Origin of the sequence: Methylobacterium gossipiicola (assembly GCF_900113485.1) — a bacterium.
Taxonomy (GTDB): domain Bacteria; phylum Pseudomonadota; class Alphaproteobacteria; order Rhizobiales; family Beijerinckiaceae; genus Methylobacterium; species Methylobacterium gossipiicola.
The window spans coordinates 25941-49888 of sequence record NZ_FOPM01000005.1; the positions used below are offsets into that span (position 1 = coordinate 25941).

Annotated in this window: 25 protein-coding genes; 17 read left to right on the forward strand and 8 right to left on the reverse strand. The window is 68.4% G+C overall.

The genetic code is table 11. From position 1 onward, the window contains the following. Nucleotides 1-31: 31 nt before the first annotated feature. From alr to BM249_RS05560, 7 genes are all read right to left on the reverse strand, one after another. The gene (alr, locus tag BM249_RS05530; RefSeq protein ID WP_143103691.1) at nt 32-1129 is read right to left on the reverse strand and encodes an alanine racemase; all 1098 of its coding nucleotides are present in this window, start codon (nt 1127-1129) and stop codon (nt 32-34) included. Between the two features lie 49 nt (nt 1130-1178). Further along, nucleotides 1179-2669: a replicative DNA helicase gene (locus BM249_RS05535; protein ID WP_091969793.1), complete on the reverse strand. Its 1491-nt coding sequence runs from the start codon at nt 2667-2669 to the stop codon at nt 1179-1181. A 307-nt stretch (nt 2670-2976) separates the two neighbouring features. After that, nucleotides 2977-3540 carry a 50S ribosomal protein L9 gene (rplI, locus tag BM249_RS05540; RefSeq protein ID WP_091969795.1) on the reverse strand — a complete coding sequence of 188 codons (564 nt, stop codon included), beginning with the start codon at nt 3538-3540 and terminating at the stop codon, nt 2977-2979. A 53-nt stretch (nt 3541-3593) separates the two neighbouring features. Then, a complete protein-coding gene (locus BM249_RS05545; RefSeq protein WP_091969797.1) occupies nt 3594-4619 on the reverse strand; it encodes a DUF2232 domain-containing protein in 1026 nt (341 codons plus the stop codon). Nucleotides 4620-4774: 155 nt separating this feature from the next. After that, complete coding sequence (gene rpsR, locus BM249_RS05550; RefSeq protein ID WP_091969799.1) at nt 4775-5056, reverse strand: 30S ribosomal protein S18; 282 nt, start codon at nt 5054-5056, stop codon at nt 4775-4777. Nucleotides 5057-5059: 3 nt separating this feature from the next. Further along, complete coding sequence (gene rpsF / locus BM249_RS05555) at nt 5060-5530, reverse strand: 30S ribosomal protein S6 (protein WP_091969800.1); 471 nt, start codon at nt 5528-5530, stop codon at nt 5060-5062. Between the two features lie 299 nt (nt 5531-5829). Next, entirely contained in the window at nt 5830-6201 is a 372-nt protein-coding gene (locus BM249_RS05560; protein ID WP_091969802.1) for a PH domain-containing protein, read from the reverse strand. A gap of 118 nt (nt 6202-6319) precedes the next feature. Here BM249_RS05560 and BM249_RS05565 point away from each other — a divergent pair, with 118 nt between their 5' ends. The 14 genes from BM249_RS05565 to dxr all read left to right on the forward strand — a co-directional run bounded on the left by BM249_RS05565 (nt 6320) and on the right by dxr (nt 18904). Continuing rightward, a complete protein-coding gene (locus BM249_RS05565; protein ID WP_091969804.1) occupies nt 6320-7093 on the forward strand; it encodes a pyridoxine 5'-phosphate synthase in 774 nt (257 codons plus the stop codon). Further along, nucleotides 7090-7497: a holo-ACP synthase gene (acpS, locus tag BM249_RS05570; RefSeq protein ID WP_091969806.1), complete on the forward strand. Its 408-nt coding sequence runs from the start codon at nt 7090-7092 to the stop codon at nt 7495-7497. The genes BM249_RS05565 and acpS overlap by 4 nt, the downstream gene beginning before the upstream one ends. Nucleotides 7498-7620: 123 nt before the next feature. Continuing rightward, nucleotides 7621-8421, forward strand: coding sequence for a signal peptidase I (lepB, locus tag BM249_RS05575; RefSeq protein WP_091969808.1), 801 nt, complete (start codon nt 7621-7623; stop codon nt 8419-8421). Nucleotides 8422-8435: 14 nt separating this feature from the next. Further along, nucleotides 8436-9248 carry a ribonuclease III gene (gene rnc / locus BM249_RS05580; RefSeq protein ID WP_091970102.1) on the forward strand — a complete coding sequence of 271 codons (813 nt, stop codon included), beginning with the start codon at nt 8436-8438 and terminating at the stop codon, nt 9246-9248. Beyond that, entirely contained in the window at nt 9241-10236 is a 996-nt protein-coding gene (gene era / locus BM249_RS05585; RefSeq protein ID WP_425284794.1) for a GTPase Era, read from the forward strand. Before rnc ends, era begins: the two co-directional genes overlap by 8 nt. 160 nt (nt 10237-10396) lie before the next feature. Then, on the forward strand, nt 10397-11317 hold the full coding sequence (locus BM249_RS05590) for a class I SAM-dependent methyltransferase (protein WP_091969812.1): 921 nt from the start codon (nt 10397-10399) through the stop codon (nt 11315-11317). 50 nt (nt 11318-11367) lie between these two features. Beyond that, on the forward strand, nt 11368-12060 hold the full coding sequence (locus BM249_RS05595; protein ID WP_091970104.1) for a pseudouridine synthase: 693 nt from the start codon (nt 11368-11370) through the stop codon (nt 12058-12060). A 183-nt stretch (nt 12061-12243) separates the two neighbouring features. Beyond that, nucleotides 12244-13293, forward strand: a complete 1050-nt coding sequence (locus BM249_RS05600) for a 30S ribosomal protein S2 (protein WP_091969814.1) — start codon at nt 12244-12246, stop codon at nt 13291-13293. A gap of 129 nt (nt 13294-13422) precedes the next feature. Further along, nucleotides 13423-14346 (forward strand): translation elongation factor Ts, encoded by a 924-nt coding sequence (gene tsf / locus BM249_RS05605; protein ID WP_091969816.1) that lies wholly within the window; start codon nt 13423-13425, stop codon nt 14344-14346. 163 nt (nt 14347-14509) lie between these two features. Next, nucleotides 14510-15232 (forward strand): UMP kinase, encoded by a 723-nt coding sequence (gene pyrH, locus BM249_RS05610; RefSeq protein WP_091969818.1) that lies wholly within the window; start codon nt 14510-14512, stop codon nt 15230-15232. Nucleotides 15233-15354: 122 nt separating this feature from the next. Continuing rightward, nucleotides 15355-15921: a ribosome recycling factor gene (frr, locus tag BM249_RS05615; RefSeq protein WP_091969820.1), complete on the forward strand. Its 567-nt coding sequence runs from the start codon at nt 15355-15357 to the stop codon at nt 15919-15921. 142 nt (nt 15922-16063) lie between these two features. Then, on the forward strand, nt 16064-16861 hold the full coding sequence (locus BM249_RS05620; protein WP_091969822.1) for an isoprenyl transferase: 798 nt from the start codon (nt 16064-16066) through the stop codon (nt 16859-16861). Continuing rightward, nucleotides 16861-17727 carry a phosphatidate cytidylyltransferase gene (locus BM249_RS05625; protein ID WP_091969824.1) on the forward strand — a complete coding sequence of 289 codons (867 nt, stop codon included), beginning with the start codon at nt 16861-16863 and terminating at the stop codon, nt 17725-17727. The genes BM249_RS05620 and BM249_RS05625 overlap by 1 nt, the downstream gene beginning before the upstream one ends. 13 nt (nt 17728-17740) lie before the next feature. After that, nucleotides 17741-18904 carry a 1-deoxy-D-xylulose-5-phosphate reductoisomerase gene (gene dxr / locus BM249_RS05630; RefSeq protein ID WP_091969826.1) on the forward strand — a complete coding sequence of 388 codons (1164 nt, stop codon included), beginning with the start codon at nt 17741-17743 and terminating at the stop codon, nt 18902-18904. A gap of 62 nt (nt 18905-18966) precedes the next feature. Here the strand turns inward: dxr and BM249_RS05635 are convergent, their stop codons facing one another. Continuing rightward, nucleotides 18967-19626, reverse strand: coding sequence for a TetR/AcrR family transcriptional regulator (locus tag BM249_RS05635; protein WP_244528604.1), 660 nt, complete (start codon nt 19624-19626; stop codon nt 18967-18969). Between the two features lie 136 nt (nt 19627-19762). Here BM249_RS05635 and BM249_RS05640 point away from each other — a divergent pair, with 136 nt between their 5' ends. The 3 genes from BM249_RS05640 to rseP all read left to right on the forward strand — a co-directional run bounded on the left by BM249_RS05640 (nt 19763) and on the right by rseP (nt 23876). After that, a complete protein-coding gene (locus tag BM249_RS05640) occupies nt 19763-20974 on the forward strand; it encodes an HlyD family secretion protein (protein ID WP_091969830.1) in 1212 nt (403 codons plus the stop codon). 11 nt (nt 20975-20985) lie between these two features. After that, nucleotides 20986-22554: a DHA2 family efflux MFS transporter permease subunit gene (locus BM249_RS05645; protein ID WP_091969832.1), complete on the forward strand. Its 1569-nt coding sequence runs from the start codon at nt 20986-20988 to the stop codon at nt 22552-22554. Between the two features lie 161 nt (nt 22555-22715). After that, complete coding sequence (gene rseP / locus BM249_RS05650) at nt 22716-23876, forward strand: RIP metalloprotease RseP (protein ID WP_091969833.1); 1161 nt, start codon at nt 22716-22718, stop codon at nt 23874-23876. Nucleotides 23877-23948 lie beyond the last annotated feature (72 nt).

The window sequence follows — 23948 nt, forward strand, 5'->3', positions numbered from 1 at the left end:
TGACGGGAACCGCGGGGTCCGGGAGAGGCCCTCAGGCCCCGGTTCCTGTCACATAATGGCGAACATAGCGAGAACCCAGACCCGTCAGAATCTCGTACCCGATGGTTCCGGCCGCTCGCCCCACGGTGTCGATGTCGAGGCTGTCGCCGATGATGAGCGCGGTGTCGCCGCGCTTGGGCTCCGGCGCATCGGTGACGTCGAGGATGACGAGATCCATGGAGATGAGGCCGACCATGGGGCAGCGCACACCGTTCACGAGGGCGGCGCCCCGGCCGCTCGCGGACCGGGGATAGCCGTCGGCGTAGCCCAGCGACAGGGTGGCGAGGCGGCGCGGACCGTCCGCCGTCCAGCGGGCGTTGTAGCCGGCGGTCTCGCCGCCCGTGACGGTGCGGACCTGGACGATCGCCGCGTCCAAGCGCACCACCGGCCGCATCGGGTTGGGTCGCCCCGGCGTGGGATTGCCGCCGAACAGGGCGTAGCCGGGCCGCAGCAGATCGTGATGCGCGGATGCGCCGAGGTAGACCCCGGACGAATTCGCGAACGAAGCGGGCAGATGTGGAAGCGCCGCGCGGAGCCGCGCGAAATCCGCCGCCTGCCGGGCGTTGACATCGTCCTCGGGCAACTCGGCGCTGACGAGGTGGGTCATCAGCAGATCGATGCCGGCTTGGGCCAGGAGGGAATCGCCCGCCAGGACCAGGGCGTCGGCGACGGAGAACCCGAGCCGATTCATGCCGGTATCGACATGCAACGCCGCCGGCAGGGGGACTCCCGAAGCGGCGCACAGGGTCGCCCATTCGATGAGTTCGTCGCGCGATCCGAGGACCGGCCGTAAGCCGTGGGCGGCGAGCGCCGGCCCGGTGCCGGGCAGAAGTCCGTTCAGGACGTAGAGCGTCGCCTCCGGCAGGAGCGCGCGGGCCGCCACGGCCTCGCCGAGATGCGCCACGAAGAAGGTCCGGCATCCGGCCGCCCACAGCGCCGGGGCCACCCGAGCGAGGCCGCAGCCATAGGCATCGGCCTTGACCACGGCGGCGCAAGTGAGCCCGCCCGCCTCGGCGGCGAGGCGACGCCAATTCGCCGCGATGGCCCCGAGATCGATGGTGAGGGTGGCGCCGTGGCTCGGTTCGATCACAGGCTGTCTCACTTCCTTCAGGTCGGCGCGCGCGCTGCGGGAAATCCGATCACATATGCTGATCGGGAATCCGGTCCGACTGGGCGAGGTTCGAGAACCGGGTGATGTTGGCGTCGAACTGCAGTTCCACGGTGCCGGTGGGGCCGTGGCGCTGCTTGCCCAGGATCACTTCGGCCTTGCCGTGGACGCGGTTCATCTCGGCTTCCCAGGCGAAGAACTCCTCCGTTCCCTCGCGGGGCTTCTTGTTGTTGACGTAGTATTCCTCGCGGAACACGAACATCACCACGTCGGCATCCTGCTCGATGGAGCCCGATTCACGCAGATCCGAGAGCTGGGGTCGCTTGTCCTCGCGATTTTCAACCTGACGCGAGAGCTGGGACAGGCCGATGATCGGCACGGCGAGTTCCTTCGCCAGGGCCTTCATGCCCGTGGTGATCTCGGTCATCTCCTGCACGCGGTTGTCCGAGCGCTTGCCGGAACCCGACAGGAGCTGAAGGTAATCGACGATGAGGAGATCGAGGCCCTTCTGGCGCTTGAGGCGCCGGGCGCGGGCGGCGAGCTGCGCGATGGAGATGCCGCCGGTCTGGTCGATGTAGAACGGGATCGTCTGCATGTCCCGGGCGGCGTCGGTGATCTTGTAGAACTCCTCCGGCCGGATGTCGCCGCGGCGGATCTTGTAGGAGGGGACGCCCGATTGCTCGGCGATGATGCGGGTGGCGAGCTGTTCGGCCGACATTTCGAGGGAGAAGAACCCGACGATGCCGCCGTTGACCGTCTTGACGATACCGTCCGCGCCCTTCTCGCCCTGGTAGGCCTTGGCGATGTTGAAGGCGATGTTCGTCACCAGCGAGGTCTTGCCCATGGCCGGGCGTCCGGCGAGGATGATGAGATCCGATGGTTGCAGGCCGCCCATCTTGGCGTCGAGGTCGGACAGGCCCGTGGCAATCCCCGAAAGCTTGCCCTCGCGCTGATACGCCTTGGCCGCCATGTCGACGGCGGTGGTGAGCGCCTCGGAGAATTTCTGGAAGCCGCCGTCGTACTTGCCCGATTCGGCGAGTTCATAGAGGCGGCGTTCGGTCCCCTCGATCTGGTCGCGGGGCGAGGATTCCACCGGGGCCTCGTAGGCGCCGTTGACCAGATCCTCGCCGATGGTGATGAGCCGGCGCCGGATGGCGAGGTCGTAGATGGTGCGGCCGTAATCGCCGGCGTTGATCACCGTCGTGGCCTCGGCCGCGAGGCGGGCGAGGTACTGCATCACCGTCTGGCCGCCGAGATCCGCGTCGCCGAGATAGGTCTTCAGGGTGATGGGGGTCGCGAGTTTGCCGCCCTTGATCAGGCTCGCCGCCACCTCGAAGATCCGGCGGTGGACATCTTCCATGAAGTGCTCGGCGAGGAGGAAGTCCGAGACCCGATAATAGGCGTCGTTGTTGACCAGGATCGCGCCGAGCAGGGCCTGCTCCGCGTCGATGTTGTGGGGCGCGACGCGGAATTCCTGCGTCACCGGCTGAAGGTTCGCCACCAGGGCATTGGGCAGGGCCATGGACTGACTCGAGGCTCCGACTCGTTTTCACCTGGGCGAACGGGGGATCCGAGACTCCCGTCCGCCATCATACTGGGGCCGACCATGGACCGGCATGGTTAAGTGTCTCTCACGAAACCGGCCATAGGCGGACGGCTCCCCGTCCGGCGGTCCGTCGGGCGAGGCCCGGAGGGCTTCTGCCATGAACGCGCGAACGCCCGCGACTCGGGCGAGACGCGGGCGTCCATGCTGGAACATATGGGGAACAAGTCAACCCGTGCGGGCCGTGTTCCCCATTGTCCACCGCCCCGAGGGACGGGAACGGGTCTTACTCGCGGTCGTCGCCAGCCTCGGCGAGGGCGGCGCCGACTTCGAGACCGAGGTCGTCGAGGTTGAACGCCTCACGCTCGGTGGTGGACTCGCCACGGGCCTGACGCTCGGCTTCCTCGGGGGAGCGGGCGACGTTGACGGTGACGGTGACCTCGACCTCGGGGTGCAGCACGACCGGGACGGTGTGCAGGCCGAGGGTCTTGATCGGCTGGTTGAGGGCGAACTGGTCGCGGCCGACGGTGAAGCCCTCGGCGGTGACGACTTCGGCGAGATCGCGGGTCGAGACCGAACCGTAGAGCACGCCCGTCTCGCCCGACTGGCGGATGAGCACGAAGCTCTTGCCCTCGAGGGTCTCGGCGACGGCCTGGGCCTCGGTCTTGCGCTCGAGGTTGCGGGCTTCGAGCTGGGCGCGCTGGGTCTCGAAGTGCTTCTTGTTGCCGGCGGTGGCGCGCAGGGCCTTGCCGCGGGCGAGGAGGAAGTTGCGGGCGTAGCCCGGCTTCACGTTCACGGTCTCGCCCATCTGGCCGAGCTTGGCGACGCGCTCGAGGAGGATGACTTCCATGGTGGTGGTCCTTCGGTTGGGGGGTGAAAGCCGCCGTCGATCGGCGGCGGGGCTCATGATCCGGACACGTCCTTGGGACGGCGCCGGTCGAGGGCGGTGTCGGCGATGCCGAACAGGGTGAGGGCCACGAAGGCGACGCCTTGCGTGACGAACAGGATGAGGTAGAGGCCGAGCAGCAGCGCGAGGCGCCCGGGGCGGCCCCGGCTGCGGTCGTGGAAGGCGGCGAGCCCCTGGATCGCGAAGGCGGCGCTCAGGGCCCCCGCGAGGGCGACGCCGAGCACGCCCGGATAGCCGGAGACGAACGTCAGCACGAGGGAGCCGGCGAGGATTGCCAGGACCGCTCGCGGCATCCGGGTGGATGGCAGGTCGGGCCACGGACGGAGCAGGCGCCCCGAGATCTTGACGATGCGGCCGGCGGCCCAGAGGTAGAAGACGAGGAGAACCGCGAGCCCTTGCGTCGCCAGGCCCGGCGCCACGCGGGCGATGGCGTCCGCCACGTCCTCGCGGAGGGCATCCGCCCGTTTCGGCTCGTCCGGCTGGGACTCGGGCGATTTGGCCTCGTCCGATTTGGTGCTGTCGGCGGGTGCAACGGGCTTGGCGGGAGCGGGGTTCATTCCGCGTCCCTGCATCTGGATCGTCACGATGCTGCGGGTCATGTCGCGCAGCTGCGTATGGAAGGTCTCGTAGTTCGGCGCCACGATCACCGCGACGGCGACAAAGGCGAGGCCCGCCGTGCCGGCGGTCCAGGCCAGCAGCCGGCCGGTGGGGTACCATTCCATGGTGCCGTCGGCACCGGGCCGGCCGAGCAGGGCGAGGTAGGCCAGCCACCAGGCGGGCAGGGCGAGATAGGCGAGGTAGCCGATGCCGAGGAAGGGCTGCACCACGAGGGCCAGCGCCAGGCTTCCGGTGAAGGCGGCGACGAGGGCGGCGCGGTGGCTCCAGCCCAGCCCGACGATGAGGATCGGCAGGGGGGCGAGCAGATAGAGCAGGATGGCGAGGGGCGTCGCCTTCAGCAATAGGCCGAAGAGGAGGGCGGAGACGAGGCCCGCGCCGATGCCGATACCGAAAAACTGACCCATGGATCCCGCTGTCCCACTGTCCCGATCACGGGCAGGGTTAGAGGCGTTTCCAGCCCCAACGACTCCCGGCCCTCACCATCGACGGCCGGTACGAAACCCTCGCGCAAAGCCGCGCGGGGTGCCCCGGTCCGGATCACCGGGCCGGGGCGACGCGATTACTTGATCACGTAGGGGAGGAAGCCGAGGAAGCGGGCGCGCTTGATCGCCTGGGCGAGCTCACGCTGCTTCTTGGCCGACACCGCCGTGATGCGCGACGGCACGATCTTGCCGCGCTCGGAGACGTAGCGCGACAGGAGCTTGACGTCCTTGTAGTCGATCTTGGGCGCGTTCACGCCCGAGAACGGGCAGGTCTTGCGACGACGGAAGAACGGACGACGTCCGCCGCCCGCGCCACCACCAGCGGCAGGCGCCGCGCCGGGTCCAGCACCGAATGCCATCGCTTAAGCCTCCCCGCCGAAGTTACGCTCGGACCGGTCACCCCGATCGCCACGGTCGCCGCGCTCGCGGTCGCCGCCGAATCCACCACCGCCGCCGAAGCCTTCGTCGTCACGACGACGGCCGCGCTCACGATCCTTACGGTCATCGCGGTCGCGCTTCTGCATCATCGCCGACGGCTCGGACTCGAGCTCTTCGACGCGGACGGTCATGAAGCGCAGAACGTCTTCGGAGATCTGCATCTGGCGCTCCATTTCGGCGAGGGCCGCCGGGGGAGCATCGACGTTGAGCAGGGTGAAGTGAGCCTTGCGGTTCTTCTTGATGCGGTAGGCGAGGGACTTCACGCCCCACATCTCGATCTTCTCGACCTTGCCGCCGTTGGCTTCGATGACGCCCTTGTAGGTCTCGACCATGGTCTCGACCTGTTGGGTCGTCACGTCCTGGCGCGCCAGGAAGACGTGTTCGTAAAGAGGCATTAACGGGCCCTTCATGTCCAAGGGACCCGACGAAACTGTTGTGCTGTAGGCAAAACGCGTCGGGCCGGTTCATACGCGGTTCCTCCGGCGCCAAGCCCTTCGAGCCGTTTGAAGGCCCGAGCGGTTGATCGAAGGCGGAGACACCGGACGACGGAGACGGCCCGTTGGACGGACCCGACCCCTGTGCCGACGAATCGGCACCGTCCGTTCAGCCCCCAGCCGGAGCGAACGCGAGGGCTGGCGCTTAAATCATTCCGCCAGGATGTCAAGGAACGCCGACCGTTCGCCTGACTTCCGATTCACCGAAGCGAAGCCGCGATAGCCTGCTGAATCCCCAGAATATCGGCTCCGCGCTTCAGGGTTCTCTGAATCGGCTCACGGCCCGAGACCCAGATCTTCAACTCCGAATCGAGGTCGAAATTGCCCGCCGTCTCGACGGAGAAGCAGGTGATCGCCCGGTACGGCACAGTCATGTACGCGACCTTGCGGCCGGTGATCCCCTGCTTGTCCACGAGGATGAGGCGCCGGTCCGTGAATACGATGAGGTCGCGGATGATCCGGAAGGCTACCTGAACGATCTCGCCCGGCACGAGGATGCCGGAGAGCTGTTCGTTGACCTCCGCCGGCGAGAGGTCGCTGCCGTGGCCGAGCAGACCGTCGAGAATTCCCATGGCGTGCCGTATCCCCGTTCGTGCGTGCTGCGCCTATGTAGGCATCGAGCGCGCGCTCGGGGAGAATGGCCGGGCCGCGACGATCCCGAGCGGGATCGCGTTGGAGCACGCCAGAACCATGTCCGCACGTCCCCTTTCTTCGCAGCCCCTGCGCCTCGGCGTGAACATCGATCACGTCGCCACCGTGCGCAACGCGCGGGGCGGCGCCCATCCCGACCCCATCCGGGCGGCGCGCATCGCCGTGGAAGGCGGCGCCGACGGCATCACGGCGCACCTGCGCGAGGACCGCCGGCACATCCGCGACGCCGACATGGAGACGCTGGCCCGTATCCTCACGGTGCCCCTCAATTTCGAGATGGCGGCCACCGACGAGATGGTGGCGATGGCAATTCGGTTGAAGCCCCACGCCGCCTGCCTCGTGCCGGAGAAGCGCGAGGAGCGCACCACGGAGGGCGGCCTCGACATCGTCGGCGGCCACGATCACCTCGCGCCGCGCATCGCGGCCCTGCGTGAAGCGGGCGTGCGCGTCTCCCTGTTCGTCGAGCCCGACTTGGCCGTGATGGAGGCGGCCCGACGCCTCGGTGCCCCCGTGGTCGAACTTCACACCGGCACCTATTGCGAGGCGGTCGCGGCGGGTGACGCGGCCCGCGTCGCCACGGAACTCGCCCGGATCGCCCGCGCGGCGACCCATGGCGCCGGCCTCGGCCTCGAGATCCATGCCGGCCATGGCCTCGCCCTCGACAGCGTCGGGCCGGTGGCGGCCCTGCCCGAGATCGCCGAACTCAACATCGGCCACGCCCTCATCGGCGAGGCCATCTTCGTCGGCCTGCCCCAGGCCATCCGCGACATGCGGGCCGCCATGGACGCGGCCCGCGCGGGAACGCCCGCATGATCGTCGGGATCGGCTCGGACCTCTGCGACATCCGCCGCATCGCCCGCTCCCTCGAACGCTACGGCGAGCGCTTCACCCACCGGGTGTTCACCGAGGGCGAGCGGGCGAAATGCGATGGCCGCGCCGCCCGCGCGCCGTCCTATGCCCGGCGCTTCGCCGCCAAGGAAGCCTGCGCCAAGGCCCTCGGCACCGGCCTCGCGCAGGGGGTGTTCTGGCGCGACATGGAGGTGGTGAATCTCCCCGGCGGCCGCCCGACCCTGGAGCTTACCGGGGCGGCGGCGGCGCGGCTCGCCGCCATGATGCCGGCCGGACACGAGGCACGGATCCACATCACCCTCACGGACGATCCGCCCATGGCGCAAGCCTTCGTGATCATCGAGGCGGTGCCGTCGAACACCCCATAGCCGCCGACCCGACCCCGTCGCGTTGCGGCGCCCCGGCGCATGGTCTATGCCGCCGCTCAACCGTCGACAGCCGACGACACTCGAATTCCGGCCTCCCGTAGCGAACCGGACAAGGCCAGCCAGATGGAACGTGCCCGCGTGGACCACCAGACGAAGCATGACCTGAAGGCCGCCGAGACCGGGACCTGGGCCAGCATCAAGGAGACCCTTAAGGTCGGCGGGCAGGCCCTGCTCATCGCCCTCGTGGTCCGCACGCTGCTGTTCCAGCCGTTCAACATCCCGTCGGGATCGCTGGTGCCGACGCTCCTCATCGGCGACTACCTGTTCGTCTCGAAATACTCCTATGGCTATTCCAAATACTCGCTCCCCTTGAGCGAGTACCTGCCGTTCACGGCGGACGGGCGGATCTGGGCGGCCAACCCGAAGCGCGGCGATATCGCGGTGTTCAAGCTGCCGAAGGACAACGCCACGGACTACATCAAGCGCGTCATCGGCCTGCCGGGCGACAAGATCCAGATGAAGGCCGGTCTGCTCTACATCAACGACGTGCCGGTGAAGCGTGAGAAGATCGCGCCCTACGAGACCACGGGTCCCTACGGCGAGCAGGTGAAGGTCGATCAGTACCTCGAAACCCTGCCGGGCGGCGTCACCCACCGGGTGATCGAGCGTGACGGCGACAACGGCTACTGGGACAACACCGAGCCCTACGTCGTGCCGGAGGGCCGGTTCTTCATGATGGGCGACAACCGCGACAACTCGACGGATTCCCGCGATCTCTCCAGCGTCGGCTACGTGCCGTTCGAGAATTTCGTCGGCCGGGCGGAGATGATCTTCTTCTCCATCGACGAAGGCACGCCGGCGTGGCAGATCTGGAACTGGCCGGCGAAAGTCCGCTGGGGCCGGCTGTTCACCACCATTCACTAGGGTTGCAGATCATCGTGGACGAAGAGGCGCGTCCCTCCAGCCGGGCGCGGCGCGCGCCCCGTCCGAAGCCCGGCCTCGCCGTGCTCGAAGCCGCGATCGGCCATGCCTTCGTTGATCAGAAGCTCCTGACCCTCGCCCTGACCCATGTCAGCAAGGCCAGCGGCAACGGACGGCTCGGCAGCTACCAGCGCCTGGAATTCTTGGGCGACCGGGTGCTCGGCCTCGCCATCGGCGACCTGCTGTACGAGGCCTTTCCGGGGGCAGATGAGGGCGAGCTGTCCCGTCGCCTCGCGGGCCTCGTTCGGCGCGAGACCTGCGCCGCCGTCGCTACGGCCTGGGATGTCGGACCCCATCTGCTCCTCGGCCCCGGCGAGGTCCAGAGCGGCGGACGCCGCAACCAGACCATCCTGGCCGATGCCTGCGAGTCGATCCTCGGCGCCGTCTTCCTCGATGCCGGCTATGCCAAGGCCCGGGCCATCGTCGAGGCCGCGTTCACGCCGGGTGTCGACACCGCCGCGCCGCGGGGCCGCGACGCCAAGTCCTCCCTGCAGGAATGGGCCATGGGTCGCGGCCTGCCGATCCCCGTCTACGAGGTGGTGGAGCGCTCCGGCCCCGACCACGCGCCGGTGTTCCGCATTGCCGCCCGCGTCGAAGGCTTCGCGCCCGGCTTCGGCACCGGCCCGTCGAAGCGCCTCGCCGAGCAGGAGGCCGCCCGCCTCGTGCTGGAGCGGGAAGTGCTCGGCCTCAATCCACAAACGGCCCAGAATCTCCCCTTAACCCAGGAGACGTCGGCGGACGTCCGCGAAGGAAATCCCCCCGATGCCTGACCCCACGATGTCCGATCCCGATTTCGAGAACGATCACGACGACGCGCGGGATCTGCCGCCGCTGGTGCCGCAGCCGGCAGCGCCGATGCCGGAGAACGCCGCCGCCGGCTTCGTCGCCCTCATCGGTATTCCGAATGCTGGCAAGTCCACCCTGCTCAACAGTCTCGTGGGCACCAAGGTCTCCATCGTCTCCCGCAAGGTGCAGACGACGCGGGCGCTGGTGCGCGGTATCGTCATGGATGGCGCGGCGCAGATCATCCTGGTCGATACCCCCGGGATTTTCGCGCCGAAACGCCGCCTCGACCGCGCCATGGTGCATTCCGCCTGGAGCGGTGCCTCGGATGCCGACGCCGTCTGCCTGCTCATCGATGCGCGCAAGGGCGTGTCCGACGAAGTCGAGGCGATTCTCGCCAAGCTCCCCGACGTGAAGCGCCCGAAGGTGCTGATTCTCAACAAGATCGACCTCATTCCCCGCGACCGCCTCCTGGCGCTCGCCGCCTCGCTCAACGAGCGCATCGCCTTCACCCACACCTTCATGGTCTCGGCGCTCAACGGCGACGGCATCGACACCCTGAAGACGACGCTCGCCGGGATGATGCCGAAAGGCCCGTGGCTCTACCCCGAGGATCAGGTCTCGGACGCGCCGATCCGTATGCTCGCCGCCGAGATCACCCGCGAGAAACTCTACGACCGCCTGCACGAGGAATTGCCCTACCGCTCCACCGTGGAGACCGATCAGTGGCAGGTGCGGACCGACGGGTCCGTCCGCATCGAGCAGACGATCTTCGTCGAGCGCGAGAGTCAGCGCTCCATCGTGCTCGGCAAGGGCGGCCAGACCATCAAGGCCATCGGGCAGGCGGCGCGCCGCGAGATCGCCGAAGCCGCCGAGCAGACTGTCCACCTGTTCCTGCACGTGAAGGTGCGCGAGAATTGGGCCGACGATCCCGCGCGCTACCGCGAGATGGGCCTGGAATTCCCACGCGGCTGAGTATCTTCCATAAAACTCCCGCTCCGTGGTCGGCCTCCCAGGGAGAGCCGCCCAGGGGCCCGGAGTTCTGGGAAGGCCCGCTGAAACCCGACGTCCATCATTCGTTCATGCTTAGAGCCGCCGGGGCGCGCGTGCGCCGTCGCGGCGGAATCACATCATCATGTCCACCGCCTCGTTCCATCACGCCGTCTACGGCCTGCCGCCCGCCGAACTCACCGAGAGCTCTGACGGGGCCGTTCAGGTCTCGCCCCTGATCCCCGGCTCAGCACGCCTGGAGGACGTCGCGTCCGCCAGTCTGGAGCGGATCGACGTGCTGGCACCCGCCGGCACCATCGAGCGGCGCTACGTCCTCGCCCAAGCCCTGCGCGCCCTGCGACCGGGAGGACACCTCACGGCCCTCGCTCCGAAGGACCGGGGCGGTTCGCGCCTCGCAAAGGAACTCACGGGGTTCGGGGCCCCCGTCGCCGAGAGCGCCCGGCGCCACCACCGCATTTGCCTCGTCGAGCGGCCCGAGACGCTGCAGGACCTCGACGCCGCACTGGAGGAGGGCGGTCCGCGCCACATCGATAACCTCGCCCTCTGCTCGCAGGCCGGCATCTTCTCCTATGATCGCCTCGATCCGGGCTCGGCCCTGCTCCTGTCGCTGCTGCCGCCCCTCGCGGGTAGCGGCGCCGATTTCGGCTGCGGGCTCGGGGTGCTGGCCCGATCCGTGCTGCATTCGCCGAAGGTGACGGCGCTCACCCTCATCGACATCGATCGGCGTGCCGTCGAGATGGCGAGGCGCAACGTCGACGATCCCCGCGCGACCCTGCGCTGGGCCGATATCCGCGCCGGCAATCTCGGGCTCAGTCGCCTCGATTTCGTGGTGATGAATCCGCCCTTCCATGACGGCGGCTTCGAGGACCAGGCGCTGGGCCAGGGCTTTATCGCCCGCGCGGCCGAGGCCCTGCGTCCCGGCGGCACCCTGTGGCTCACGGCCAACATGCACCTGCCGTACGAGAAGCCCCTCAATGCCGCCTTCAAGACCGTCGAGGTCAAGGCCGCTTCGGGTGGCTATAAGGTGTTCGAGGCGCGCAAGTGAGCAGGCCCGGCAAGGTCCCGAGCCTGCGCCTCGACCGGCTGCTGGCCAATATGGGCTACGGTTCGCGGCGCGAGATCGGGTTGCTCACCGGCGCCGGTCTCGTCGTCCTCGACGGCGCGCCCTTGCGCGATTCGGACCAGCGCATTCCCGTGACGCCCGATCTCGCCCAGCGCATGCTGGTGGATGGCGAACCCCTCGATCCGCCGCCGGGCGTCGCCTTGATGCTGCACAAGCCGCTCGGCGTCACCTGTTCGCACAAGGAAGCCGGCCCGCTCGTCTACGGCCTGCTGCCCGATCGCTGGCGACGGCGCGATCCGGCCCTCTCCACCGTGGGCCGCCTCGACAAGGAAACCTCCGGCCTGCTGCTGCTCACCGACGACGGCGCCCTGCTGCACCGGATCATCGCGCCGAAATCCAATGTCGCCAAACGTTATCAGGTGACCCTCGACCGCCCGCTCAAGGGCAACGAGGCCGCGATCCTGTCCTCCGGCACCCTGATGCTGGAGGGCGAGGACAAGCCGCTGCTGCCCGTCGAGACGGAGATCCACGGCGAAACCCGGGTGGCCGTGACCCTGCACGAGGGGCGCTACCATCAGGTCCGGCGCATGTTCGCGGCCCTGGGCAACCACGTCGTGGCCCTGCACCGCGACCGAATCGGTGGCCTCGACTTGCCTGGGGATCTCGATGCCGGGGCCTACCGCATCATGGGCGAGGGGGAGATCGCCGCCGTATTCGGCGGCTGATCCGGACGACACTTCAAAACTCTGCTTTCCAGAACCTTGCCATTCTAAAAATCGTCTGGTAAGGCCCCGCCCATTCCACACGTGGAGCCGGCCTCATGCCTGAATGGGGCGTTTCCGGTGATCGCGGCCCCGAGGGGTCGGTTCACTTCCTCCACGGCGGCATAACCGGAGAGAACGAAGATCATGGCCGTTGATTTCAGCATGCGTCAGCTCCTCGAGGCCGGCGCCCACTTTGGGCACCAGGCCCATCGCTGGAACCCGAAGATGCAGTCCTACATCTTCGGGACGCGCAACAACATCCACATCATCGACCTGGCTCAGACCGTGCCGGCCCTTCACCAGGCCCTGCAGGCCGTAAGCGACACCGTCGCCAAGGGTGGCCGCGTGCTGTTCGTCGGCACCAAGCGTCAGGCCGCCGACACCATCGCCGAGGCCGCCAAGCGTTCGGCCCAGTACTACGTCAACTCCCGCTGGCTCGGCGGCATGCTGACCAACTGGAAGACCATCTCGGGCTCGATCCAGCGCCTGCGCAAGGTCGACGAGATCCTCGACGGTGGCGCGCAAGGCCTCACCAAGAAGGAGCGCCTGATGCTCGGGCGCGAGAAGGACAAGCTCGAGAAGGCGCTCGGCGGCATCAAGGACATGGGCGGCGTGCCCGACCTGCTGTTCGTGATCGACACGAACAAGGAGCAGCTCGCCATCAAGGAGGCCCAGCGCCTCGGCATCCCCGTCGCCGCCATCGTCGACACCAACTGCAACCCGGACGGCATCACCTACGTCGTCCCGGCCAACGATGACGCCGGCCGCGCCATCGCGCTGTACTGCGACCTCATCGCCCGCGCCGCCATCGACGGTATCTCGCGCGGCCAGGGTTCGAGCGGCATCGACCTCGGTGCCTCCGAAGAGCCCACCGCCGAGGAGCTGCCGGCCTACGAGGATGCCGGTTCCCTGAACGCGGCCGACGTCGCCGCCCTGGTGGAATCCACCGAGCACTTCGAGCTGCTCTCGGCTCCCCGCGGCGCTCCCGACGACCTGTCGAAGCTCAATGGCGCCGGCCCGCAGATCGTGCAGAAGCTCAACGAGGCCGGCATCTACCACTACTGGCAGCTCGCTGCCATGAGCGAGGGTGACGTCGCGAAGGTCGATTCGGACCTCAAGCTTAACGGCCGCATCGGCCGTGACGGCTGGGTCGATCAGGCCCGTGGCTTCGTCGAGGCCGCCGCCGCCGCCTGATCCCGCAGGGCGGCCCGCACCGGACCTGTGTCCGACAGCGGGCCGCCTCCGACAGCATCATCCTGAAGCCCGGTGCTTTTTTCAGAGCGCCGGGCTCTCTAACTTCAAGAGTCCCAGAAAGGACAGGCCATGGCCAACATCACCGCCGCACTGGTGAAAGAGCTCCGCGAAAAGACCGGCGCGGGCATGATGGACTGCAAGGGCGCCCTCAACGAGACGGATGGCGACATCGAAGCCGCCGTGGACTGGCTGCGCAAGAAGGGCCTCGCCAAGGCCGCCAAGAAGGCTGGCCGCGTCGCCGCCGAGGGCCTCGTCGCCGTGGTCTCCGTCGGCCAGCGCGCCGCCATCGTCGAGGTGAACTCCGAGACCGACTTCGTCGCCCGCAACGACAGCTTCCAGGGCTTCGCCCGCGAAGCCGCCAAGCTCGCCCTCGACACCGACGGCACCCTCGAGGGCCTTGAGTCCGCCAAGTTCGACGGCGCCGAGGGCACCGTCAAGGACAGCCTCGCCAACCTCATCGCCACCATCGGCGAGAACATGACCCTGCGCCGCGTCGCCAAGCTCGACGTGTCCAAGGGCGTCATCGCCTCCTACGTCCACGGCCAGGTCGCCGACGGCCTCGGCAAGATCGGCGTCCTCGTCGCCCTCGAGTCCGAGGGTGATGCGGAGGTGCTCTCCACCCTCGGTCGCCAGATCGCCATGCACGTCGCCGCCACCAACCCGGTGGCCCTCGACGCCGCTGGCGTCGATCAGACGATCCTCGACCGCGAGATCAACATCCTGCGCGAGAAGAACGCCGGCAAGCCCGAGAACGTGCTGGCCAAGATCGTCGAGAGCGGCCTGAAAAGCTACTACAAGGAGGTCACCCTCCTCGAGCAGCCCTTCGTGCACGACGGCTCGAAGACGATCACCCAGGTCCTGAAGGAAGCCGAGGGCAAGGCCGGCGCGCCGGTCGTGCTGAAGGCTTTCGTGCGCTACGCCCTCGGCGAGGGCATCGAGAAGGAAGAGGCTCCTGACTTCGCCGCCGAGGTGGCCGCCGCCGCCCGCGGCTGATGCGGGCTTCGGTCCGACGACAAACATCTCGCTAAAATTATCTTGGGGCGGTGGCCGAAAGGCCGCCGCCCCTCGACGTTTCGGCCCGGCTTGCGCTAGACACCCTCCGCTTCCGATTGGCTCTCCGGTCCGTGATGGGACTGGTTTTGAGGGGACTGGCTCGATGCCGGAGACCACACCGTTTCGCCGCGTCCTCGTGAAGCTCTCCGGGGAGGCCCTGGCCGCCCCCGACGGCTATTGGTTGCATCCGCCGACGCTCGCCGGCATCGCCGAGGACATCGCCCGGACCCGCGAGGCCGGCATCCAGCTCGCCCTCGTGGTGGGCGGCGGCAACATGATCCGGGGAGCCCGCATCTCGTCCGCCGGCTGGATCGACCGCGCCACCGGCGATTCGCTCGGCATGATGGCGACGGTGATGAACTCGCTGGCTCTGGAGACGGCCCTCAACGCCGCTGGCGTCCCGGCCCGCACCATGTCGGCGGTGTCGATGCCGACGATCTGCGAGACCTTCGCGCGGCAGCCGGCCCTGCACCACCTCGACAAGGGCCAGGTCATCGTACTGGCCGGCGGCACCGGCAACCCGTTCTTCACCACCGATACGGCCGCCGTCCTGCGCGCCGCCGAACTGCGCTGCGAGGCCGTGCTCAAGGCGACCCAGGTCGACGGCGTCTACTCGGCCGATCCGAAGACCGATCCCTCCGCCACCCGCTACGACTGCCTGACCCACGACGAAGCCATTGCCCGCGACCTCAAGGTGATGGACACCGCCGCCTTCGCCCTGGCCCGCGAGAGCCGCCTGTCCATCGTGGTCGGCTCCGTGCACGCCCCGAGTTCGATCCGCGCGATCCTCACGGGCGAAGCGCCCGCCACCCGCGTGGTTCCCTGAATCCAGGGGCGCGCAAACCCCGAAGGCCATTTGCGGGCCACGGGGTTTTGGTTCATTGAAGCCGCTGAACGGGCCTGAGGCCCGACCCCCCTCAATCTCTTCGCGTCGGGACTCTTGAACGCATGGCTGCCATCCCCGAATTCGATCTGAATGATATCAAGCGCCGTATGCAGGGCGCCGTGACCTCCCTGAAGGGCGACCTCGGGTCCCTGCGCACGGGCCGCGCGACCCCGAGCATCCTCGACCCCATCCAGGTGGATGCGTATGGCGCGATGATGCCCATGGCTCAGGTCGCCACCGTGAGCGTGCCGGAGCCGCGCCTCCTCAGCATCTCCGTGTGGGATCGCGGCATGGTGAGCGCCGTCGAGAAGGCGATCCGCGAGTCCGATCTCGGCATGAACCCGCAGACCGAGGGGCAGACCATCCGGTTGCGCGTGCCGGAGATGAACGAACAGCGCCGCAAGGAAATGGTCAAGGTTGCCCATAAGTACACGGAGGAGGCCCGCGTCGCCGTCCGCCACGTGCGCCGCGACGGCCTCGACCATCTGAAGAAGCTGGAGAAGGACGGCGCCATCAGCGAGGACGACGAGAAGCGTCAGGCCGCCGAGGTCCAGAAGGCCACCGACGCGCACATCGCCGAGATCGATGGTGTCCTGGCCGCCAAGGAAAAGGAAATCATGCAGGTTTGAGACGTCAGCGCCTTCAAATCGTTCGAGTTAGACTGGAAGAACGCCTGCATCCGACGCTATGGAATCGGGTCCGGATCCCCGGGTACGATTCCTGCACCCGCGGGATTCGTGAGCGGACTGGATTGGGCAGGGGAGGGGCGCGTTGGGGCGGATCGAAGGCGCGCGTCATATCGAGGCTGGAGCCGAAGACGCGCGGGGTGGCCCTGCGCTTCCCGCCGGTCTCGCCCTTCCGGCCCCGGCCCATGTCGCCATCATCATGGACGGGAATGGCCGCTGGGCGGCCAGCCGGGGCCTGCCCCGCGTCGAGGGGCATCGGCGGGGCGTCGAGGCCGTACGCCGAGCCGTGCGCTCGGCCATCGACCTGCGGGTGGATTACCTCACGATCTACAGCTTTTCGTCCGAGAACTGGCGCCGTCCGCCGACGGAGGTCGCCGACCTCATGGGACTGCTCAAGCTGTTCGTGCGCCGCGATCTCGCCGATCTCCACCGCAACGGGGTCCGTGTCCGCATCATCGGCGACCGCGACGGGCTGACCCCCGACATCGTCGGCCTCCTCGACGAGGCCGAGGCGATGACGCGGAACAATTCAGGCCTCACCCTCGTGGTGGCGTTCAATTACGGCGGCCGGCAGGAAATCGTCCGGGCCCTGCGTGCCCTCGCGCGGGCCTGCGCGGAAGGCCGCTTGGCCGCCGAGGCGATCGACAGCGACGCGGTCACGGCGGCCCTCGACACCGCCGGCATCCCCGACCCCGACCTCGTCATCCGCACCTCGGGCGAGATGCGCCTCTCGAACTTTCTCACGTGGCAGACGGCTTATGCCGAGTACGTGACGACGCCGGCCCTATGGCCGGATTTCGATCACGACGCATTCGTCGCGGCGATCGGCGAATACCATCGCCGTGATCGGCGCTTCGGTGGCCTCAGCGGCAAGACCGGGTGATGGCGACTCCGAGCGAAGCCGCCTCCGGCATCCGGCGCAATCCCCTGGCGGGGCGCGAATTCCAACTCCGCCTCGTCTCCGGCGTGGTGCTGGCGACCGTCGTCGTCTCGGCCCTGATCATCGGCGGCGGTCTGTTCGCCCTCGTGTGGCTGGCCGCCGCCCTCGTCGGTACGGCGGAATGGATCGGCATGAGCCGTACCGGACCGCGCCGTCTGCTGCTCACCCTCATCGGCGTGACCCTCGTGGCCCTGTCCCTCTGCCTGCGCGAGGGCGCCGCGCCCATCGTGTTTCTTGGGGTCGCGGCCCTCGGGACCCTCGGTCTCCTCGTGCTGGCCCAGGACGGGGCGGCACGGGGCCGGGCCGTGGCGGGCCTCGCGGGTGGGACCGTCGTCGCCCTGGTGCCACCGGGCCTACGCGACGATCCCGCCATCGGCATCCTCGGCCCGGCCTGGATGTTCGCCGTGGTCTGGTCGACGGATGTTGTCGCCTACATCACCGGGCGGACGTTCGGAGGTCCGAAGCTCATGCCGGCCGTGAGCCCGAAGAAGACGTGGTCGGGCGCCCTCGGCGGCCTCGCGGCCGGCACCCTCGCGGGCATCGGCCTCGTGATGCTGGCACGCGGCTACGGCTGGAGCCCCCTCGCGGCGACCTCGCTCCTCGTGGTCGGCCTCGTCAGTGCCGCCGCCTCGGTGTTCAGCCAGGCCGGCGACCTCGCCGAATCGGCCCTCAAGCGGCATTGGGGCGTCAAGGATTCCGGCCGCTCGATTCCCGGCCATGGCGGTGTCATGGACCGCCTCGACGGGTTCGCGGCCGTGGCGCTGCTGGCTGGATTGTATCTCCTCGCGCATCGCATGGGCGCGGTCTGAAGGAACGTTTGCGTTGAGTCTCACCGTTTCCATCCTGGGTGCCACCGGTTCCATCGGCCGCTCCACCACGGATCTCCTCGCCCAGCACCCAGAGCGCTTTCGCGTCGGCGCCCTCGTGGGCGGTCGTGATGCCGAGGCCATCGCGAAGCTTGCCCGTGAGATCGGTGCCGATTTTGTCGCCCTGGCGGACGCCGCGCAGGGACCACTCCTGAAAGATCTTCTGTCCGGCACCGGTATTCCGAACGGAGCCGGCGAGACCGCCGTCCTGGAGGCCGTCGCGCGGGATGCCGATATCGTCATGGCGGCCGTCAGCGGCGCCGCCGGCCTGCGTCCGACCCACGCGGCCCTGCGCCTCGGACGCACCGTGGCCCTCGCCAACAAGGAAAGTCTCGTCTGTGCCGGTGACGCCTTCATGCGCGACGCCAAGCGCTACGGCGCCAGCCTGCTGCCGGTGGATTCCGAGCACAACGCCCTGGCGCAGGCGCTGGGCGACGGCAAGGTCGCGGATGTCGCCAGCATGACCATCACGGCCTCCGGCGGCCCTTTCCGGACCTGGAGCGCCGAGCGCATCGCCGCGGCCTCGCCCGAGCAGGCCGCCGCCCATCCGACCTGGTCGATGGGGATGAAGATCAACATCGATTCGGCGTCGCTCATGAACAAGGGCCTCGAGCTCATCGAGGCGCATCACCTCTTCGGCATCGAGGCCGACCGCCTCGACGTGATCGTGCATCCGCAATCCATCGTGCACGGCCTCATTAACTGGCGTGACGGCGCCGTGACCGCGGGCCTCGCCATGCCGGACATGCGGGTGCCCATCGCGCATTGCCTCGGGTTGGGAGAGCGCCTGACCATCGCGCGCGGTCGACCGGTGAATCTCGCGGCGGTGGGGAGCCTCACCTTCGAGGCCGCCGACGAGGCCCGATTCCCGTGCCTGCGCATCGCCCGCGCCGCGCTGCGGGATGGCGGCGCCGCGCCCACGGTGATGAACGCCGCCAACGAGATCGCCGTCGCGGCCTTCATCCGGGGCGCCATCGGCTTCTACGGAATCAGCGACCTCGTGGAGCGCGCCTGCACGCATTTCGCCGGCATCCACGGCCAGGCCCCGGCCGATGTCGACGAGGCTCTGGCCATCGACGCAGAGGTCCGCGCCTGGAGCACGCAGGCCCTCGCGGCCTGATTCAGGCGCAGCCCTTCGCCTGAAAATGGGTTTTGAAGGGCGAGCCCTTCGGAAACCCCGGATCAGCGATCCTCCGGGCCGTAACCCGCGAGGAATACCCGTACTGCTTCGTCCACCCGGTGGGTGATGTCCTCGGCCGTTACCGCTTCGCCCACGGCGAACAGCAGGCGAGTGAGGAGCCCGGCCTGACACAGGTGCAGGAAGTGCAGGGCGGCAAGTTCGGGATCGGCCGCCACGAGGCGCCCCGCCCCCACCTGCCGCGTGAGATAGGTCGTCAGGCGCGTGACGCCCTGCACCGGACCGGCCTCGTAAAAGGCTTGGCCGAAGCGCGGAAACTTTTCCGTCGCGCCGATCACCATCCGGATCACCGCCACATGGTCGGGGCGCGCGAGTTCCGTGAGATAGCTATGACCGAGGCGCGTGAGAACGCCGGCGACATCGGGATCGTCGGCGTCGAGGTGGAACAGAGCCTCCGCCAGTCCCTGGCGCTCCGCGATGGTCAAGGCCTCGAACAGGCGCTCCTTGCTATCAAAATAGACGTAGAGCGTGCCCTTCGAGACGCCGGCCGCCCGCGCGATCTCCCCCATGCTGGCGCCGTCGAATCCCGAGGCGAGGAAAACCGTCCGGGCGCCTTCGAGGATCTGACGCCTCTTGTCGGTTTCCGAAGACGTCCGCTCGCCCCGGGCAGCGCCTTCGCCGAGACTCGCGGATGGCGCTCTCACCCCACTGACCATCGAATTTTCCCAGCCTTGACCGAACCGTTCGGTCAATCTAACTAGCGGGAGGCGAGCCGGGGTTCAACCCGTACATCGCGTTGACCGAACGGTTCGGTCAAGACTCGAGGCGGCTTGAGCGATCATGACCCTGCGTGAATCCGAGGATCGGGACGTCGCTTCGCAGACCGACGTGCCTGTGGAGGGGGAAACGATGGCGGCACGCGCCACCGGCCCGCGACCCGCGCCGTCGGTACCCCCGACCGTTCCGGCCACCGAGGCAACGCGTCCTGCGCGCAAGGTCGCGCGAAAGCTCGTCCTCCTCCTTCTGGCCGCCGCGATTCTCGGGGGAGGAGGCTACAAGGCTTATACGTGGTGGACGGTCGGACGTTTCTTCGTCTCGACGGACGATGCCTACGTCCAAGCCGACATCTCGGTGCTGGCCGCCAAGGTGCCGGGTTACCTCGCGGCGGTCCCGGTCGTGAACGGGCAGGCGGTGAAGGCCGGCGATGTCATCGCCCGCATCGACGACGGCGATTATCGCCTCGCCCAGGAAGCCGCGCACGAAAAGCTCGCCACCCAGGAGGCCGCCATCGCCCGTATCGGCCGGCAGGTGGAAGCAGCCCAGGCGCAGTTGCTGCAGAGCGCGGCGCAGATCGAGGCGGCGCGGGCCGATTCCGTGCGGGCGGCGGCGGATTACGCGCGCCAGCAACAGCTCGAGAAGGTCGATTTCGTCGCGAAAGCCCGCATCGAGCAGGCGAGGGCCGATCGGGACCGCACCCAAGCCGCCGAGAAGGGGGCCGAAGCGTCCCTCGTCGCCATGAAGGCCCAGGTCGAGGTCCTGCGGGCCCAGCGCGCGGAGGCCGAGAGCCTCGCGGCCGAACTCCGGACGGCCGAGCGGCGGGCCGCCCGCGACCTCGCCTTCACCGTCCTGCACGCGCCGTTCGACGGCGTCATCGGCAACAAGGCCGTGGAGGCGGGCGCCTACGTGGCGCCGGGCTCGCGCATCGCCGCCCTGGTGCCGCTCCAGAGCGTCCGCGTCGACGCCAACTTCAAGGAGACCCAGGTCGAGGGGATGCGGGCCGGCCAGCCCGTCCACATCGCCGTGGACGCCTACCCGGATCGCGACATCGTCGGCTTCGTCGAATCCCTGTCGCCGGCCTCGGGCTCGGTGTTCAGCCTGCTGCCGCCCGACAACGCCACGGGCAATTTCACCAAGATTGTCCAGCGCCTGCCCGTGCGGGTGCGCGTGCCGGCGGACGTCGCCCGCGAAGGGCTCCTGCGCCCGGGCCTCTCCGTCACCGTGCGGGTCGATACCCGCGCGGGGGTGACCCGCACCGCCGCGGTCCAGCCGTAAGAGCCGCCGCCATGGGCGCACCGATGTCCGTTCTAGCCGCCGAGCCCCCCCTCGACCGCCGCCGCATGGTGGCGTTCGTCTGCATGGTGTTCGGGATGTTCATGGCCATCCTCGACATCCAGATCGTGTCGGCGTCGCTGGCGGAGATCCAGGCGGGTCTCTCGGCATCGGGCGACGAGATCCCGTGGGTGCAGACGAGCTACCTCATCGCCGAGGTCATCGCGATTCCCCTGTCAGGCTTCCTCTCGCGGGTGCTCTCCACCCGGTGGATGTTCGTGATCTCGGCCGGGGGCTTCACCCTCATGAGCCTGATGTGCGCCACCTCCACGAGCATCAACGAGATGATTGTCTGGCGGGCCCTGCAGGGCTTCATCGGCGGCGGCATGATCCCGACGGTGTTCGCCTCGGCCTTCACGATCTTCCCGCCCTCGAAGCGCTCCATCGTCTCGCCGATGATCGGCCTCGTGGCGACGCTGGCCCCCACCATCGGCCCGACGGTGGGTGGCTACCTCACCGACTTGTTCGACTGGCACTGGCTGTTCCTGGTGAACGTCGTGCCGGGCATCGTCGTGACGGTCTCGACGTATCTGCTGGTCGATTTCGACGAGCCGAACCTCGCCCTGTTTCGGCGGTTCGATTGGTACGGCCTCGTTCTCATGGCACTGATGCTCGGCTGCCTCGAATACGTGCTGGAGGAGGGGCCGAACCACGACTGGCTCGCCGACGAGGCGGTGCTCGCCTGCGCGATGATTTGCGCCGTCGCCGGGCCGGCCTTCTTCTGGCGCGCCTTCACGGCGCCCGAGCCCATCGTCGACCTGCGGGCGTTCTCGGACCGCAACTTCACCGCCGGCTGTCTGTTCAGCTTCGTCCTCGGCATCGGCCTCTACGGCTTGACCTACCTCTACCCGGTCTATCTCGGGCGGGTGCGCGGCTACTCCGCCCTGCAGATCGGCGAGACCATGTTCATCTCCGGCCTGTGCATGTTCGCCACCGCGCCCATTGCCGGTCGCTTCCTCGGCAAGGTCGATCCGCGCATTCCCATGGGGCTCGGCTTCATCGGTTTCGCCGCCGGCACCTGGATCGTCACCGGTCTCACCAAGGACTGGGATTTCGGCGAGTTGCTGCTGCCGCAGATCCTGCGCGGCTGCTCCTTGATGCTGTGCATGATCCCCATCAACAACATCGCCCTCGGAACCCTGCCACCGGCCCGGATGAAGAACGCCTCCGGCCTCTACAATCTCACGCGCAATCTCGGCGGCGCCGTGGGCCTCGCGCTCATCAACACGGTTCTGAACGACCGCTGGGACCTCCACCTCCCCCGCCTGCACGAGCGCTTCACCTGGACCAACACCGCCGTGCTCGAACGCCTGGAGATGACTCGGCGCAGCTTCGAGGGGCTGGGCGGCAACCCGGACGCCATGGCGTTGAAAGCCATGATGAACGTCGTCCGCATCCAGGGGCTGGTGATGAGCTTCTCGGACGTGTTCCTCGTCCTCACCGGCCTCTTCCTGCTCATGGCCTGCGCCGTGCCGTTTATCCGCCGCCCCCGCGCGGCCCTCGCGGGCGGGGGCGGCCATTGAGCCGGTCCGGTCTTTACCGAGATCGCAGGAAAGCCGGGTTTCCGTCTGGTCTTCGCCCCGGTGCGGCGGCACAACCATCCTGACGCATTTGCGTTCGCCGCTCCGGGTGCCGATCTGCTACAGGCGAATCGGTGGGCCGCTGCGCGCCGCGAGGAACGACGATGGACTTTCTGACTGCGATGGGCGGAACAGCCGCCGGTTTCTTCGGCAACGTGATCCCGTTCCTGATCGTGCTCAGCGTCGTGGTGTTCGTGCACGAGATGGGGCACTTCCTCGTCGGCCGCTGGTGCGGGGTCGGCGTCCACGCCTTCTCCCTCGGGTTCGGCCCGGAACTGTTCGGCTTCAACGACCGTCACGGGACCCGCTGGAAACTCTCGGCCGTACCGCTTGGCGGCTACGTCAAGTTCCACGGCGATGCCAATGGCGCCAGCGTGCCGGACACCGAGGCCGTCGCCCGCATGACCCCGCAGGAGCGCGCCACGAGCTTCGCGACGCAGCCCCTGTGGAAGCGCGCCGCCATCGTGGCCGCCGGCCCCATCGCCAACTTCCTCCTCGCCATCGTGCTGTTCTCCGGGTCGATCTATTTCGGCGGCCGTTACGAGGTTCCGGCCCGCGTCGAGGCGGTGATCGCGGGCAGCGCCGCCGAGCGCGCCGGTTTCCAGCCCGGTGACATCATCCGGGCCATCGACGGTTCCCCGGTGCAGAGCTTCGCCGACATGCAGCGCTCCGTCACCGCGAGCGCCGGTTCCAGCCTCGCCATCACGGTCGAGCGCAGCGGCGAGACGAAGGTGCTGACGGCGATCCCCGATGGGGTCGAGGAGCGTACACCGTTCGGCCGTCACCGATTCGGGCGCCTCGGCATTCGCGGGCCGCAGGGGCACGAGGCCAAGCTGGTGCATTACGGACCCGTGCAGTCGATCGGGCAGGGCGTCTACGAGACCTATTTCGTGGTCGACCGCACCGTGGACTACATCGGCAAGCTCGTGACCGGGCGGGAATCGGCGGATCAGCTGTCCGGTCCCATCGGCATCGCCCGGGTCTCGGGCGAGGTCGCCAAGGTCGGCGGCGTCGGCGGCCTCATCGGCCTCATAGCGTTGCTGTCGGTCTCCATCGGCCTCCTCAACCTGTTTCCGGTGCCGCTCCTCGATGGTGGCCACCTCCTTTTCTATGCCTTCGAGGCCGTGCGCGGCCGCCCCCTCAGCGAGCGCACGCAGGAAATCGGCTTCCGAATCGGCCTCGCCCTCGTACTGTTCCTCATGCTGTTCGCGGCCTGGAACGACGTGCTGAACCTCGGTGCCTCCTGGGGAGCGCGGGGCACCTGACCGGGCTTCGGCGGCCGGTCGGACCGGACGCAAGTCCCAAGCATGGCGGGTGAATCCGCCGGGCAGGGGGAT

Excerpts from the sequence above, each read along its gene's own strand:
- BM249_RS05535 (WP_091969793.1), bottom strand. The coding sequence starts at position 2,669 with ATGGCCCTGCCCAATGCCCTGGTGGCGAACCTTCAGCCGGTGACGCAG.
- rplI (WP_091969795.1), bottom strand. The coding sequence starts at position 3,540 with ATGGAAGTCATCCTCCTCGAGCGCGTCGCCAAGCTCGGCCAGATGGGC.
- BM249_RS05545 (WP_091969797.1), bottom strand. The coding sequence starts at position 4,619 with ATGGGTCAGTTTTTCGGTATCGGCATCGGCGCGGGCCTCGTCTCCGCC.
- rpsR (WP_091969799.1), bottom strand. The coding sequence starts at position 5,056 with ATGGCATTCGGTGCTGGACCCGGCGCGGCGCCTGCCGCTGGTGGTGGC.
- rpsF (WP_091969800.1), bottom strand. The coding sequence starts at position 5,530 with ATGCCTCTTTACGAACACGTCTTCCTGGCGCGCCAGGACGTGACGACC.
- BM249_RS05560 (WP_091969802.1), bottom strand. The coding sequence starts at position 6,201 with ATGGGAATTCTCGACGGTCTGCTCGGCCACGGCAGCGACCTCTCGCCG.
- BM249_RS05565 (WP_091969804.1), top strand. The coding sequence starts at position 6,320 with ATGTCCGCACGTCCCCTTTCTTCGCAGCCCCTGCGCCTCGGCGTGAAC.
- acpS (WP_091969806.1), top strand. The coding sequence starts at position 7,090 with ATGATCGTCGGGATCGGCTCGGACCTCTGCGACATCCGCCGCATCGCC.
- lepB (WP_091969808.1), top strand. The coding sequence starts at position 7,621 with ATGGAACGTGCCCGCGTGGACCACCAGACGAAGCATGACCTGAAGGCC.
- era (WP_425284794.1), top strand. The coding sequence starts at position 9,241 with ATGCCTGACCCCACGATGTCCGATCCCGATTTCGAGAACGATCACGAC.
- BM249_RS05590 (WP_091969812.1), top strand. The coding sequence starts at position 10,397 with ATGTCCACCGCCTCGTTCCATCACGCCGTCTACGGCCTGCCGCCCGCC.
- BM249_RS05595 (WP_091970104.1), top strand. The coding sequence starts at position 11,368 with ATGGGCTACGGTTCGCGGCGCGAGATCGGGTTGCTCACCGGCGCCGGT.
- BM249_RS05600 (WP_091969814.1), top strand. The coding sequence starts at position 12,244 with ATGGCCGTTGATTTCAGCATGCGTCAGCTCCTCGAGGCCGGCGCCCAC.
- tsf (WP_091969816.1), top strand. The coding sequence starts at position 13,423 with ATGGCCAACATCACCGCCGCACTGGTGAAAGAGCTCCGCGAAAAGACC.
- pyrH (WP_091969818.1), top strand. The coding sequence starts at position 14,510 with ATGCCGGAGACCACACCGTTTCGCCGCGTCCTCGTGAAGCTCTCCGGG.
- frr (WP_091969820.1), top strand. The coding sequence starts at position 15,355 with ATGGCTGCCATCCCCGAATTCGATCTGAATGATATCAAGCGCCGTATG.
- BM249_RS05625 (WP_091969824.1), top strand. The coding sequence starts at position 16,861 with ATGGCGACTCCGAGCGAAGCCGCCTCCGGCATCCGGCGCAATCCCCTG.
- BM249_RS05640 (WP_091969830.1), top strand. The coding sequence starts at position 19,763 with ATGACCCTGCGTGAATCCGAGGATCGGGACGTCGCTTCGCAGACCGAC.
- BM249_RS05645 (WP_091969832.1), top strand. The coding sequence starts at position 20,986 with ATGGGCGCACCGATGTCCGTTCTAGCCGCCGAGCCCCCCCTCGACCGC.
- rseP (WP_091969833.1), top strand. The coding sequence starts at position 22,716 with ATGGACTTTCTGACTGCGATGGGCGGAACAGCCGCCGGTTTCTTCGGC.